At 67.5% G+C, this 13,950-nt stretch carries 14 protein-coding genes and 1 pseudogene; 11 read left to right on the top strand and 4 right to left on the bottom strand.

Translation table 11 applies throughout. The features are described 5' to 3' along the window. Positions 1–54: 54 nt before the first annotated feature. Entirely contained in the window at positions 55–1,593 is a 1,539-nt protein-coding gene (locus AAC997_RS00715) for an acyl-CoA synthetase (protein WP_340643775.1), read from the bottom strand. A gap of 144 nt (positions 1,594–1,737) precedes the next feature. Here AAC997_RS00715 and AAC997_RS00710 point away from each other — a divergent pair, with 144 nt between their 5' ends. The 4 genes from AAC997_RS00710 to AAC997_RS00695 all read left to right on the top strand — a co-directional run bounded on the left by AAC997_RS00710 (position 1,738) and on the right by AAC997_RS00695 (position 5,307). Next, entirely contained in the window at positions 1,738–2,622 is an 885-nt protein-coding gene (locus AAC997_RS00710; RefSeq protein ID WP_340643774.1) for a crotonase/enoyl-CoA hydratase family protein, read from the top strand. A gap of 43 nt (positions 2,623–2,665) precedes the next feature. Beyond that, positions 2,666–3,877: a DUF2336 domain-containing protein gene (locus AAC997_RS00705; protein ID WP_340643814.1), complete on the top strand. Its 1,212-nt coding sequence runs from the start codon at positions 2,666–2,668 to the stop codon at positions 3,875–3,877. A gap of 289 nt (positions 3,878–4,166) precedes the next feature. Further along, positions 4,167–4,586, top strand: a complete 420-nt coding sequence (locus AAC997_RS00700) for a MucR family transcriptional regulator (protein WP_340643773.1) — start codon at positions 4,167–4,169, stop codon at positions 4,584–4,586. Between the two features lie 226 nt (positions 4,587–4,812). Further along, on the top strand, positions 4,813–5,307 hold the full coding sequence (locus tag AAC997_RS00695) for a PAS domain-containing protein (protein WP_340643772.1): 495 nt from the start codon (positions 4,813–4,815) through the stop codon (positions 5,305–5,307). An 18-nt stretch (positions 5,308–5,325) separates the two neighbouring features. Here the strand turns inward: AAC997_RS00695 and AAC997_RS00690 are convergent, their stop codons facing one another. Next, positions 5,326–5,745, bottom strand: coding sequence for a SufE family protein (locus AAC997_RS00690; protein ID WP_340643771.1), 420 nt, complete (start codon positions 5,743–5,745; stop codon positions 5,326–5,328). Positions 5,746–5,791: 46 nt separating this feature from the next. Beyond that, the gene (locus AAC997_RS00685; protein ID WP_340643770.1) at positions 5,792–6,577 is read right to left on the bottom strand and encodes a HAMP domain-containing sensor histidine kinase; all 786 of its coding nucleotides are present in this window, start codon (positions 6,575–6,577) and stop codon (positions 5,792–5,794) included. Positions 6,578–6,786: 209 nt separating this feature from the next. Between AAC997_RS00685 and AAC997_RS00680 the strand changes: the two genes are divergently transcribed. Further along, positions 6,787–8,445 (top strand): HAMP domain-containing sensor histidine kinase, encoded by a 1,659-nt coding sequence (locus AAC997_RS00680; RefSeq protein WP_340643769.1) that lies wholly within the window; start codon positions 6,787–6,789, stop codon positions 8,443–8,445. On the opposite strand, the gene AAC997_RS00675 is transcribed toward AAC997_RS00680, so the two are convergent. After that, complete coding sequence (locus AAC997_RS00675; RefSeq protein WP_340643768.1) at positions 8,442–9,308, bottom strand: hypothetical protein; 867 nt, start codon at positions 9,306–9,308, stop codon at positions 8,442–8,444. The two genes, AAC997_RS00680 and AAC997_RS00675, sit on opposite strands and share 4 nt — an antisense overlap. A gap of 137 nt (positions 9,309–9,445) precedes the next feature. Here AAC997_RS00675 and AAC997_RS00670 point away from each other — a divergent pair, with 137 nt between their 5' ends. From AAC997_RS00670 to AAC997_RS00645, 6 genes and pseudogenes are all read left to right on the top strand, one after another. After that, positions 9,446–9,778: a DUF1491 family protein gene (locus AAC997_RS00670; RefSeq protein WP_340643767.1), complete on the top strand. Its 333-nt coding sequence runs from the start codon at positions 9,446–9,448 to the stop codon at positions 9,776–9,778. 107 nt (positions 9,779–9,885) lie between these two features. Continuing rightward, on the top strand, positions 9,886–10,266 hold the full coding sequence (locus AAC997_RS00665; protein ID WP_340643766.1) for a hypothetical protein: 381 nt from the start codon (positions 9,886–9,888) through the stop codon (positions 10,264–10,266). 45 nt (positions 10,267–10,311) lie between these two features. Beyond that, positions 10,312–11,913, top strand: a complete 1,602-nt coding sequence (locus AAC997_RS00660) for a peptide chain release factor 3 (RefSeq protein WP_340643765.1) — start codon at positions 10,312–10,314, stop codon at positions 11,911–11,913. A gap of 4 nt (positions 11,914–11,917) precedes the next feature. Then, positions 11,918–12,814 (top strand): class I SAM-dependent methyltransferase, encoded by an 897-nt coding sequence (locus tag AAC997_RS00655; protein ID WP_340643764.1) that lies wholly within the window; start codon positions 11,918–11,920, stop codon positions 12,812–12,814. After that, complete coding sequence (locus AAC997_RS00650) at positions 12,811–13,545, top strand: 16S rRNA pseudouridine(516) synthase (protein WP_340643763.1); 735 nt, start codon at positions 12,811–12,813, stop codon at positions 13,543–13,545. The genes AAC997_RS00655 and AAC997_RS00650 overlap by 4 nt, the downstream gene beginning before the upstream one ends. 158 nt (positions 13,546–13,703) lie before the next feature. Continuing rightward, positions 13,704–13,950, top strand: a pseudogene (locus AAC997_RS00645) (hypothetical protein); the annotation flags it as partial.

The following is a 13,950-nucleotide window of genomic DNA, read 5'->3' as shown; positions in this document are numbered from 1 at the left end:
GGCGGGTCCGGCGGCTCATGCTGGCGCTGAGACTACACCTTATGCGCAACCCGTCTAGACGATCTTGGAGCCTTCCTTGCCCCAGTAGGCGTCGCGGATCAGGCGCTTGTAGAGTTTGCCCGTGGGGTGGCGCGGCAGTTCCTGCATGAAGTCGAGGATGCGCGGCGACTTCACGTGGCTGAGGTTGGCGCGACAGAAGGCCATCAGCTCGTCCTTCAGGGCGTCACCGGCGTCGTCCCAATCCATCGGCTGGATCACCGCGGCCACCTGCTCGCCCATCTCCTCGTGCGGCGCCCCGACCACGGCGGCGTCGGCCACCTTGGGGTGAGTGATCAGCAGGTTCTCGAGCTCCTGCGGATAGATGTTCACCCCGCCGGAGATGATCATGAAGCTCTTGCGGTCGGTGAGGTAGAGGAAGCCCTCCTCGTCCAGCCAGCCCACGTCGCCCAGCGTCGTCCAGCCCTGCTTGTTGGTGTTCTCGGCGATCTTGTCGGGGGCGTTGTGGTAGGTCAGGGGCGCGCCGCCGGCGAAGTAGACCGTGCCTTCGCTGCGAGGCGGCAATTCCTCGCCGTCCTCGCCGACGATCTTGGCCTCGCCCAGGATCGCCCGGCCCACCGTGCCCTTGTGAGTCAGCCAGTCCTGCGGGCCGACGTAGCAGAAGCCGTTGCCCTCCGATCCCGCGTAGTACTCGTGGATCACCGGACCCCACCAGGCCAGCATCTGTTCCTTGACCGGGATGGGGCAGGGGGCGGCGGCGTGGACCGCCGAGCGCATCGAGGAGACGTCGTATCGCGCGCGCACTTCCTCCGGCAGTTTCAGCATCCGCACGAAGTGGGTGGGCACGAACTGGCCGACGTCGACCCTGTATTTCTCGATCAGGGCCAGCATGGCCTCGGGATCGAACTTCTCCATCACGATGACCGTGCCGCCCAACTGGTGGACCGCCATGCACCAGCGCAATGGGGCGGCGTGATAGAGCGGGGCCGGCGAGATGTAGACGCTGTCGGGCTTGAAGCCGAACAGGCCCGCCGCCAGGTTGGCGACGCCGCCGGGCTCGTCGATCGGCCCGCCGGTCAGGGGGGGCTTGATGCCCTTCGGCCGGCCGGTGGTGCCCGAGGAATAGAGCATGTCGCGGCCGGCCGCCTCGTCAGTCACCCGGGCCGCGGGCATATTGGCCCGGGCCGTTTCGAAGCTGGCGTAGGGCGCGCGCGCGTCGCCCACCATGTAGAGCTTCACACCCGTCAGCAGGGCCGGTAGCTCGTCGATCACCGGGCCGACGCCCGCCGAGGTCACCAGAAGCTGCGCCGCGCAGTCCTTCATGATGTAGTCAATCTCGCCCGAGGTCAGCTTGGACGAGATGCAGGCGTAGTAGAGGCCGCAACGCTGGGCGGCCCAGGCGATCTCGAAGAAGCGCGGGTTGTTGTCCATAAGAATGGCGATGACGTCACCGGTCTTCAGGCCCAGCGAGCGAAACAGCTGAGCCCCCTGGTTGGAGCGGTCGTCCAGCTCGCGATAGGTCACCGTCTCCCCGGTTCCCGCCATGATGTAGGCGGCGCGGTCGGGATGGGTCGTGGCGTGCGTGGCCGGATGCATGGCTGGTCCTGATCTCCAGGGGCCAGGACGCCTGTTCGGCGCTCCGGGCCTCCTCCCAAATTATCATTCTTGATCCGACGATGCGGTGCTTGACGGACCGTCCGTCAAGCGGTGCGAACTGAAGAAAATCAGGGAGAAAAGACGATGGCCACGCAGACTTTCGAGACGCTCGCCTACGCTGTCGAGGACGGGATCGCGACGATCACGCTGAACCGACCCGACAAGCTGAACGCCTTCAACACCCAGATGATGAAGGACATGATCGTGGCCTTTGACGTCACCGACGCCGACGACGCGGTCAAGGCGGTGATCGTCACCGGGGCCGGGCGCGGCTTCTGCGCCGGGGCTGACCTCTCCGGCGGCGCCCAGACCTTCGACTACGACGCCCGCGGCGGTGAGGACAAGGCCGCCCGGACCCGCGAAGGCGTGCAGCGCGATGGCGGCGGCCTGCTGACCCTGCGAATCTACGAAAGCCTGAAGCCTGTGATCGCCGCTGTGAATGGCCCGGCCGTGGGGGTGGGGGTCACGATGCAACTGCCCATGGACATCCGGCTGGCCTCCACCGAGGCGCGGTTCGGCCTGGTCTTCGCCCGGCGCGGCCTCAATCCTGAGGCGGCCTCGTCCTGGTTCCTGCCCAAGGTGGTCGGCGTCCAGACGGCTCTGGAGTGGTGCTACACCGGCCGCATCTTCTCGGCCCAGGAGGCTCTCGACAAAGGCCTGGTGCGTTCGCTGCATGCGCCGGAGGATCTGCTGCCGGCGGCGCGCGCCCTGGCCCGCGAAATCGCCGACAACACCGCCCCGGTCTCCATCGCCATAACCCGGCAACTGCTGTGGCGCATGGCCGGCGCCAACCACCCCATGGAGGCCCACCGCGCCGACAGCCGGGGAATCCAGACCCGCGGCGCCATGGCCGACGCCCGCGAGGGCGTGATGTCCTTCCTGGAGAAGCGCCCGCCGGCCTTTACCGACAAGGTCTCCACCGATGTGCCGGACATCTGGGAGCAGTGGAGCGCGCCGACGTTCAAGTGATGTGAAAACGTCCGGTTAAGGCGGCTATGGTGTGATCAGCTCAGTGAACCCAGCCGCGACCCCTCCCGAGACCGGACAGCCGCCCATCTTCCGGGCGCGCGCCGCCTTGCTCAAGCGTATGGCCGACGTCGTCTGCCTGCCGTCGTCGCGGGTGAACGCCTTCGAGCGCGCCATGACCGCCGATCTGCTGGTGGACATGCTGCGAGAAGCCGAGCCGGAGGATCGCCTGAAGGTGGCTCGCCGGCTGGCCAACCTGTCGGAGATTCCCGCCAGTCTGGTGCGGCTGTTGCTGCGCGACCATGTCGAGATCGCCGAGGCCTTGCTGACGAACTGCGCCTCGTTGTCGGACAGCGACCTGCTGGACTGCGCCCGCTCGGCGGGGTTGGAACATCGACGGCTGATCGCCATGCGGCGCGGGGTCAGCGAGGTGGTCTGCGAGGTGCTGATCGAGTTCGGCGAGGCCCTGGTCATAGAGTGCCTGCTGAAGAACGACCTGGCCAAGCTCTCCAACCCCTGCGTTGAGGCCATCGTCGCCTCCACACGTGGAGATACGCGCACCGTCCCGTCCCTGCTGCGGCGCCCGGAATTGCGGCCCGCGCACGCCTATGTATTGTTCTGGTGGGCCGACGCCGACGCGCGCCGCACCATCCTCCAGCGGTTCGCCGTCTCCCGCGAAGTTCTGCAGGAAGCGACCGGCGACATCTTCCCCATGGCGGCGGCGGAAAACTGGCAAGACCCGCTCGCGCGGAAAGCTTTGCAATTTATCGAGCGCCGGCAACGCAACCGTGCGGCGATCGAAAAATCACCCTTCGACAGTCTCGAGGCCGCTGTTGCTGCGGCGCAAGGTGGGATGACCCGCGAAACGGCGGAGGAAATCTCGTACCTCTCCGGCCTGAAGCCGATGACGGGCGCGAAAATCTTCACCGATCCCGGCGGTGAGCCCCTGGCGATTTTGTGCAAGGCCACCGGTCTGCCAAAGCTGGCGGTCCGGGCCCTGTGGCGCGGCCTGCGTCGCCCCGAGACCGCGGCGGATGGAAGTCCCAACCCGAACCTCGAACGGGTGCTCACCACCTATGACATGATCGCGGTGGATCGCGCGCAAACCGTTCTACGCTACTGGAACTGGTCTCTATCCTCGGCCCTTACACCTGCGTTGCTGAGGGCCATCCGCGATGGCGATGAGGGCGGCGTCGACGAATACTCGGTGCCGCAACGCGCGGCCATGCTGGCGCTCTCCAAGGAATTCGGCCGTTAGGCTCCGTGCGAGCAAAAGGCCGATCTGAAGTTGCCTTCAACTCTCTGTTGATCATCACTGGGCGACCAGACTGTCGTCATCGAGATTATCGTGTTCTCGCTACTGCGGTGCGGCGCCACCATTCGGGGAAAAACGCCCGTTCGTCTTTGTAGAGAACGCGTTCGCCCAAGATGGCGTCAATTTGCACCACTTGTGCTTGACGTGAGTCCCCTATAATTACGCCATAACTGATGTCGTGAATCAGTCATCCCCCCAACTTGGGTAGTTTCCCAATACGGAATCGAGAAATATGGACGAAAAGTCGGAAGTCATTGAGATGACGGCGGATATTGTCTCCGCCTACGTCGGAAACAATTCGGTCGCGGCCTCGGATTTGCCCGCGCTCATCCAGAGCATTCACCGCGCCCTTTCCGGTATTTCACAGGGATCCGACGTGCAGGAAGTCGCACCCAAGGAACCTGCGGTTCCCGTGCGCCGTTCGATCACGCCGGACCATCTGGTCTGCCTGGAAGATGGTCGCAAGTTCAAGTCTCTGAAGCGGCACCTGCGCACCAAGTACAACATGAGCCCCGAGGAATACCGGGCCAAGTGGAGCCTGCCGAAGGATTATCCGATGGTCGCGCCGAACTACGCCAAGGCGCGCTCGGACCTCGCCAAGCAGATGGGTCTGGGCCAGGGCGGCCGTCAGGCCCCCCGCAAGCGCAAGTAGGACCCACTCCAAATTCTTTCGCGTTGAAAGACGGAACGCCCGCCCACCCGGCGGGCGTTTTGCTGTCTGGAGCAAGACAGCGTCAATTGGGCCGCGGCTCAGGCTCTCGCCCCTGCGGCAAATTCGGATTTCTTGGCCCTGGTCACGATTTCGCCTTGCCGCAGATTCGCGGCTCGGGCGATAAGTGATTCGTCGTGATTCCAAGGGGTTGTTAAGGAATCTGAATATGGCGGCACAGATCGGATCATCAGCAGCGGCCGCCCGCGCGCATGAGGAGCTCTATGCCTATTGGGCGGGGCTCCGGAGTGGGCCCAGGCTGCCGGGGCGGGGCGATATCAAGCCCGAGGACTTCAAACGCCTCTTGCCGACGGTCAGTCTGATCGACGTGCGTCGCGACCCCGTGGATTTTCGCCTGCGCCTGGCCGGCACGGGCCTCTACAGCGTCTATGGCCGCGAGATCACGGGTCGGGGCCTGGACGACGTCTACAACAGCGCGGCGGCCGACTACTGGCGTGTCGAACTGGGGAAGATCGTCGAGGAGCGCCGGCCCGCCGTGGGCGTCCACAGCCTGTCGTGGCGGGGCGCCTCCCACATGTCGATCCTTTGGCTGCGCCTGCCGCTGGCCACCAATGGGGTCGATGTCGACATGATCCTGGGCTACGACGCGGTTGTCGGCATCCAGGGCCAGACCGGTTCCAGCAGCGGCATCCGCGCGGCCTAAGCGGTCCGCGCCCTTGAACTAGGCCAGCGCTTCGGCGTCCCGGCGGATGCGGCCGACCATCGAGGCCAATCCATTCGACCGCTGCGCCGACAGATGCCCGCTCAGGCCAAGGGTCTCGAACGCCGCCTTGGCGTCGAAGTCGCCGATCGCGGCGGCGGTTTTCCCCGAATAGAGCCGTAGCACGACCGCGATCAGGCCGCGCACGATGTGGGCGTCGGAATCCCCCCGGAAGGTGACGCTTCCGTCGGCATGCGGTTCGGTGACCAGCCAGACCTGGCTGGCGCAGCCGCGCACCTTGTTGGCTTCGCTGCGCTCGGCGTCGGTGAGCGGGGCGAGATCCTTCCCCAGGTCGATCACATAACGATAGCGTTCCTCCCAGTCTTCCAGGAGCTCGAACTCCGACACCAGGTCGGCAAGGTCGTCTTCGATGGTGCGCATGCTGTCGGCGACTTAAGCGGCCAGGCCGCCGCGCGCAACCGCGGCCTCAGCCGGCGGGCAAGCGGACATTGGCCAGCAGGCCACCCTGTGGTCCCGGCGACAGCTTCAGTCGACCGCCCATGGCCTGGCACAGCAGGTTGACGATGGGCAGGCCCAGGCCCGCGCCCTCGCTACGACGCGTCAGCGCGCTGTCGCCCTGTTCGAAGGGCCGCAGCAGGCGCGCGACGTCGCCGGGATCGATGCCGGGGCCTTCATCAAGGATGCGGATGTCGATCTCGTCGCCGTCGCGGGTGGCGATGATCTCGATGTGCGATCCCTCCGGCGAGAACACCACGGCGTTGTGAATCAGGTTGGTGAGCACCGTGCGCAGGCCGCGCGGGTCGGCCTTCACCCTTGGCAACGCGCCTTCGTCGCGGACCGTCGCCACGATGCGGCGGTTCGCGATCTCCTCACGCAGGCCATCCAGGGCGTCGTCCATGGCGTGGTCGAGGGCTTCAACCCGCGGCTCCAGGTCCATGGCTCGGCCCTCCAGGCGCGCAATCTCCAGGATCTGGTTCACCAGGTTCAGCAGGCGCTGGCCGCTGGCGCGGATGATGCCGGCATATTCCTTGTATTGCGGCGCGCCGACCGGACCATAGAGTTCCTGGGAGATGATCTCCGAGAAGCCGAGGATGGAATTCAGCGGGGTCCGCAGCTCGTGGCTGACCATTCGCAGGAAGGAGCGTTGCTGGTCGTCGAGGGCGGCCTGACGTCGCGCGCGGGCGCTCGACCGGCGGGCCGCGACGGTCGGCGAGAGATCGTCATTGTCGGGAAGGGCCGCCGGCTGGGCCATGAGAGACGTTCGCGCCTTTGAAGTGTTGGTCCCCAATGTGAGGCGCGGGCGCTTACGATTTCGTTTCCTCCTGAAAGATCATGGGCTTGGACTTCATCCCCCAGGACGCGAGGAGTCTCGCAGGGACTCACCTGCAAAGGTAAGGTTCCGCGCTGGCGTCGTGCGTGCGCCGATGGGCGGAGGTCCCGAGACTAGACGTGGTCGAGAACGTGTCCACCCGACCCATGGGGACCCCCGGCGGCCAGCCGTCGCGGGAGCTCATATGGTGGCACGCGACCTGGCTCGCGGTGCTGAGCCTCGGCGTGGGCGTACTGCTGTTCGCGCCCGTTCTGCAGACCGCATCGGCCATCATCGCGCTGGCTCTTGGCGGCGCCCCGGCCCTCGCGGGCCTTCTGCTGGCGCGGTCACGTCACGTGGCGGCCCACAGTCTGATCCTGTTCAACTGGGGGGCGGGGGGAGTCCTGGCCGCGCTGATCACTGGCGGGGTCGCCGGGCCCCTGACCGTCTGGCACCTGGCGCCCCTGGCGGCGGCCGCCGCCATGGGCCGGATCGATCGCCTGGCCATGGGCGCGGCCATCAGCCTGGCGGCGATCTGCGTCTCTCTGCTGGCCGGCCTGACCCTCAGCCTGCCGCCCGCGCCGCCGCATGGCCTGGCGTCAGGCCTGGGGGCCGTGGCGATCATCACCACCGCCGTTGGATTGAGCCTGGCGCTTATCGTCCTGCAGCGCCGGGTCATCCTGGACACCCGCCGTCGGGCCCTGATGGAGGTTCGCCTGCGCGAGGCTCTCGGGGACCAGCCGCACCTGTTGCTGGTGGTCCAACCCGGCGGCAAGCTGGTCACCGCCTGGGGCAACGCCCCGCTCGGCCTGAAGGGCCAGGTTCTGGCGGGCCGGCCGCTGTCGCAATTGGCCACGCCCGCCGATCGTCCCCGTCTTGAGGCGGCGTTGCGGGAGGCCCTCGTCGAGGGGCGGTCCGAAATCGGCTTCGCGCCGGCCGGTGCGCCGGCCCTCTGGCACGAGCTCTCCCTGCGCCGCGTGAACCCCCAGCGGCTGACCGGCTCCATTCGCGACGCCGGCGCACAGCGCGCCCGTGAGGCGGTCCTTGATCAGGCCCGGGTCGACGCGGAGGCCGCCAATGCCGGCAAGTCGCGCTTCCTGGCCAATATGAGCCATGAGCTGCGCACGCCTTTGAACGCCATCATGGGCTTCTCCGACATCATGCGGCAGTCGCTGTTCGGGCCCATGCCCGAGAAGTACGGCGAGTACTCGGCTCTGATCCACGAAAGCGGCGAACATCTGCTGGAGCTGATCAACGACGTGCTCGACATGTCGAAGATCGAGGCCGAGCGGTTCGAGCTCTACCGCGAAGAGTTTGACGCCCGCGACGCCATCTCCGCCGTCATGCGCCTGATGCGCGGCCAGGCCGACCGCGCGGGCGTCAGCCTCCGGGGCCTGATGCCCAAGGAGCCGCTGGAGGTCACCGCCGACCGCCGGGCCATGAAGCAGATCGCGCTGAACCTGATCTCCAACGCGCTGAAGTTCACGCCCAAGGGCGGCACGGTCACCGTAACGGCCCATGCCGAAGGCCCGATGCTGGAACTGATCGTCGCCGACAGCGGCGTGGGCATCAGCGCGACGGACCTGCAGCGCCTGGGCAAGCCCTTCGAGCAGGCCGGGGCCGCCGATCAGCGCGCGGTGGGCACCGGTCTGGGCCTGTCGCTGGTGCGGGCCTTCGCCGAACTGCACGGCGGCGAGATGGCCATCGAGAGCCAGTTGGGGGAGGGCGCCACCGTCACAGTGCGTTTGCCGGTGATGGAAATGGCGGTGGCGGCGGAGGCTGAGTCGGCCACCGAAGAGACGACGACCTAACGGCTCGCGGTCTGCAGGAACGCTCGACCGGCGGCGAAATCGCCAACCTCCACATAGGCCCGCTGCGTTGCGTCGCCGGCGAACAGGAACTCCACCATCACCGCCTCGCGGGGATCGAGCCTCGAAAGCGTTCGGGCCGCCTCCGCCGGAAAGCGGAAGGCCCAACCGCTCTTTACGTCCTTGGGCAATAGGTCCAGGCCCGCCCGGCTACGCGCCTCGGCGGAATAGGTGGTTCGGGCGCCGGCGGGCGGCAGGCGGCGGGTGAGCGGCAGGTGCTCCAGGCTGTCGCCCCGGGCGTCGAGATAGGGTCCGAGCGTCACGGCGTCGTCGCGCAGCACGAGGCGCGCGGCGTAGGGCTGGCCGCCGTCGGAGAAGGTGGCCACGGCCATCAACCTGTTGGCGCCGGCCCGACCGGCCAGCCCAAACACCATGCGGCCGCCGTCAAAGGTGGTGTCCTGGATGAGCCGCCAGCGAGCTCCGGCGCTGGAGGAGCTGCGGTCGGCGCGCCATTCGGAGACATCGCCGGGATAGTCCATCTTGATGAGCTTGGCGTAGCCTTCGAAGGCCGTGCGCACCCGACCGGCGGCGGCGTCGATGTCCGTGGAGTCGCAGGCCACGGCTCCGGCCTTCTGCGCGGCGCGGCGTTCCACGGCGTTGAGCGTCGCACGGTCGGCGCCGCCGCGCAGGGCCGCGCCCCGCGCCTGGGCCTGGGCGGCGGCCAGGGCCGAGCCCACGGGCCCTGAGAACAGGCCGCATCGGGCGTCCGCCGCGGTCATCACGGCGCGTTCGTAGAAGAGGTCGACGCTGCTCGCGCTCGCCAGTCCGGGCGCGACGCAGAGCGCCACGGCCAGTGCAGTCCCCATCCACCAACACGCCGGGCGCCGCACTTTATTGTGCGTTGTGCTCGTCATGCTCTCTCATAGTCCCGTATGTTCGGAACCTTGATCCGAACCTAGACTGCTCGCCCTTTCCGGACCGTTACGAGAGACCTTGCTGCGACATGATGCTGTCCACGGACATCTGGGTGGCCGCTCTCGTCCGCCGCGCTGAGCTGGCGGGGGGCTTCGGAGTCGTAGCCCGCAAGGGGGACGCCCGGGCCGGGAGCGTCCTGGTCAAGGTGCTGAACCTCGATGACAAGACGACGCGGCTCTATTCCGAGGCCACCCGTGGGGACGGCGAGCGGATCTGGATGCGGCCGTCCCTGTTCGACAACGAGGCCGATCTCGACCGCTACATCCAGCGATCCCTGCGTATCGATCCTGATCTCTGGGTGGTGGACATCGAGGACAAGCAGGGCCGCCACTTCCTGACCGAGCCGGTGGAAGACGCTTAGGGGCGCAGGGTTAGCGGGCGATTCACCGCCTTTGTGAACTGGCCTTAAAGTCAGCCATGCGACATTGGCCCTGTGCTCCCCCAGCCCAGCCTTTCGCGTAGCCGCCCATGCTTTTCCTGATGAACGACGTGGTTCTGAACCTCGACGGCATGAAGATGACGCCCAAGATCACGAACCGACGGTTTCGTGACCTGCCGTTCAACGCCGTCAGCCGCCTGGGCCAGGAACTCTATGCCGAGAGCCCCCTGCTGCATCACCGCCGGCCCGAGCGCGCCAAGCGCCTAGGTCTGCTGATCATGGCCAAGGCCCCAGCGATCAACGCCGCCCTGTTCACCGCGCCCTACTTCGGCTGCGACCCGGAGGATGTGACGATGCGCTATCTCAATGTCGACTTCGAGATCATGGCGCGGCTGTCAAAGCGCCAGGACGACGGGGAGATGGACAAGATCTGGACCGACCGTCAGGTTTGGAAACGCCTCGCCGCCTAGGCTGACCGGCTAGCGTCGCGGCCCCGCCTGCGCTAGTCCCCGCCCATGAGCAATTCTCCCGCCGCCGAGGCCGCGCGCCGGCGCACCTTCGCCATCATCTCCCACCCGGACGCCGGCAAGACCACCCTGACCGAGAACCTGCTGCTGGCGGGCGGCGCGATCCGTGCGGCCGGCGCGGTGCGGGCCCGTGGCGAGAACCGTCGGACCCGGTCGGACTGGATGAAGATCGAGCGCGAGCGGGGCATTTCGGTCTCGGCCAGCGTCATGACCTTCGACCACGAAGGCCTGATGTTCAACCTGCTGGACACCCCGGGCCACGAGGACTTCTCGGAGGACACCTACCGGACGCTGACCGCCGCCGACGCCGCGGTCATGGTGCTGGACGCCGCCAAGGGGATCGAGCCCCAGACCCTGAAGCTGTTCGAGGTCTGCCGTCTGCGCGACATCCCCATCGTCACCTTCATCAACAAGATGGACCGCGAGGCCCAGGACCCCATCGAGCTGCTGGACGAGATCGCCTCGAAGCTCGCCCTCGACCCCGCGCCGCTCTACTGGCCGGCCGGATCGGGCGGCCGGTTCAAGGGGATGCTCGATCTGCGCAATCAGCAGTTCCTGCCCTTCGCCAAGAAGACCGCCGACAACAAGGACGAGGGCCACCCCGCCGCCATCGGCTTCGCCGGCAATGCGGTGTCCAGCTATCTCGACCCGGAGGAACGCGCCGAACTGGAAGAGACCGCCATGCTGGTGGGGGAGGCCTCCAAGCCCTTCGATCCCCAGGCCTTCCTGGAAGGCCACATGACCCCGGTGTTCTTCGGCTCGGCCCTGCGCCATTTCGGCATCGACCAGCTGCTGGCCGGCCTGGGCGCCTATGCTCCGCCGCCCAAGGCGGTGGCCGCGGCCAAGGGCGGCGACGCCACCCACATCGCACCGGGCGATCCGGAGGTCACGGGCTTCGTCTTCAAGGTCCAGGCGAACATGGACCCCAACCACCGCGACCGCATCGCCTTCCTGCGGCTGTGCTCGGGCAAGTTCGCGCGCGGCATGAAGCTGAAGGTGCAGAACACCGGACGCCAGATCTCGGTCAATGCGCCGATCATGTTCTTCGCCTCCGACCGTGAACTGGCCGAGGAGGCCTTCGCCGGCGACGTAATCGGCATTCCCAACCACGGCGTCCTGCGGGTCGGCGACAGCCTGTCGGAGACCGGGACCATCCGCTTCGCCGGCCTGCCCAACTTCGCCCCGGAAATCCTCCAGCGCGTCCGCGTGAAGGACCCCCTGAAGGCCAAGCACCTGAAGAAGGCCCTGGAAGGCCTGGCGGAGGAGGGGGTGACCCAGCTCTTCCGGCCGCAGTTCGGCGCGGACTTCATCGTCGGCGCGGTCGGTCAGCTCCAGTTCGAGGTCATGGCCGACCGTCTGGCCAACGAATACCAGCTGGAGGTCCAGTTCGAGGCCAGCCCCTTCGCCGAGGCCCGCTGGATCACCGGGACCAAGGCCGAGATCGAGGACTTCAACACCAAGCACAAGACCGCCATGGCCACCGACATCGACGAGCAACCGGTGTTCCTGGCCAAGTCGGCCTGGGAGCTGGGCTACGTGGTCGAGCGCTATCCGACGGTGGCCTTCCACCGCACCCGGGAGCGGGGTTAGGCCGGTGCCGGCCGCGATCATCTACGGGACCCCGCCCTACAACCTGGTCGACGTGCCGGCCGGGGCGGTCCAGGTCTCGCCCATCCTGCCGGGGTCGACGGCCCTGGAGAGCCTGGCCGAGGCAAGCCAGGACGAGGCGGTGATCGCCGCTCCGCCAGGGACTGCAGAGCGCGACTACGCCCTTGCGCAAGGACTGCGGGCGCTCAAGGTCGGGGGACGGCTCACCGCCTTCGCCCCCAAGGACAAGGGCGGCTCCCGCCTGAAGAAGACCCTTGAGGCCTTCGGCTGCGAGGTCTTCGAGGAGTCCCGCAAGCACAACCGCATCTGCACGGTGGCGCGGCCGCCGACCCTCGCCGGCCTCGACGCCGTCCTCGCCAGGGGCGCGGCCCAGCAGATGGGCGAACTCTGGAGCCAGCCCGGCGTGTTCAGCTGGGACCGGGTCGATCCGGGCAGCGCCCTCCTGCTGGCCAGCCTGCCGCCGCTGAAGGGCAAGGGCGCGGACTTCGGCGCCGGCATCGGCATCCTGGCCCTCACCGTCCTGGCCAGCCCGGAGGTGAAGAGCCTGGCCCTGGTGGACGTCGACCGCCGGGCCGTCGACGCTGCGCGCAAGAATGTCACCGATCCCCGCGCCACCATCGTCTGGGGCGACGTCCGCCAGGCGGGCCTGACCGACCTCGACTTCGTCGTGATGAACCCGCCCTTCCACGACGGCGGGGCTGAGGACCGGGCCCTGGGCGTGGCCTTCATCGAGACCGCCGCCAAGGCCCTGCGCAAGGGCGGGACCTGTTGGCTCACCGCCAATCGGCACCTGCCGTACGAACGGCCCCTGGCGGCCGCCTTCTCCAAGGTGGAGCTGCGGGCCGAGGCCGGCGGCTACAAGATTTACGAGGCCCGCAAGTGAGCAAGGTCCCGATGGCCAGGCTGGACCGCCTGCTGGCCAATCTGGGCTACGGCTCGCGACGCGAGGTCAACGCCCTGGTCCGCGCGGGCGGCGTGGTGCTGGACGGGGTGACGCTGAAGGACGCCGGGGCCAAGGTGCCGATTGTCCGCGAGCTGCCGACCCGCCTGACCATCTCGGGCCACCCCGTCGATCCTCCCGCGCCCCTGACGCTCATCATGCACAAGCCGCTCGGCGTGGTCTGTTCCCACCGCGAGGCTGGGCGCAGCGTCTACGAATTGCTGCCCACCCGCTGGCGCGCCCGCATGCCGGGCCTCTCCACCATCGGCCGGCTGGACAAGGACACCTCGGGCCTGCTGCTGATCACCGACGATGGCGACCTGCTGCACCGGGTGATCTCGCCCCGCGCCCATGTCTCCAAGCGCTACCTGGCCAGCCTCGACCGGCCGATGAGCGGGGAGGAGGCGGCGATCTTCGCCGCCGGCGAGCTGATGCTGGACAGCGAGGACACGCCGCTGGCGCCGGCTGAACTGACGGCGGTCTCGCCCACTGAGGCCTCGCTCACCATCACCGAGGGCCGTTACCATCAGGTCCGCCGGATGTTCGCCGCGGTGGGCAACCACGTGAACGCTCTGCACCGCGATCGCATCGGGGGTTTGGAATTGCCCGCGGATATGGCCGCAGGCGCGTGGCGGGTGCTGGATGAGGCCGGGGAAGCCGCGATCTTCAGCTAAGGGCCTCAATTCGCCCAAAACGCGAAAATTCGTACTCTGTTAACCATAACCGACTGATTAACCACTTGTTTACGATCTCGGACCCGGCTTTGCTCCTTCCGGTCTGAACCCAAGTCGGGCGTCCCGTGTTGAGACGCCAGGGTGATCGGAGCCGCGTCATGTTCGAGTTCGGTCGTGAACTTAAGCGCCTGTTCGGCGCTGAAGGCATGCACACCCCTCGGGACGGTCTGACTGGTGGCGACTCTTCGCTGCTGGAACTGCTGGACCTGGAACTCTTGAAGGCCGAGGCCAAGGCCGCCGACATCGCCGCCGGTCGCATCGGCGCCGCCGACCGCGCCCAGCGCCGCCTGGAGGCCGCCATCGTCTGGCGCGAGGTCGCCCGGCGCTCGGGCGATGTCTTGGCTC

The sequence above is a fragment of the Phenylobacterium sp. genome (assembly GCF_037968635.1).
Taxonomy (GTDB): domain Bacteria; phylum Pseudomonadota; class Alphaproteobacteria; order Caulobacterales; family Caulobacteraceae; genus Phenylobacterium.
The sequence above is the reverse complement of the archived record's forward strand: the minus strand, read 5'-3'. Positions and strand labels throughout refer to the sequence as shown.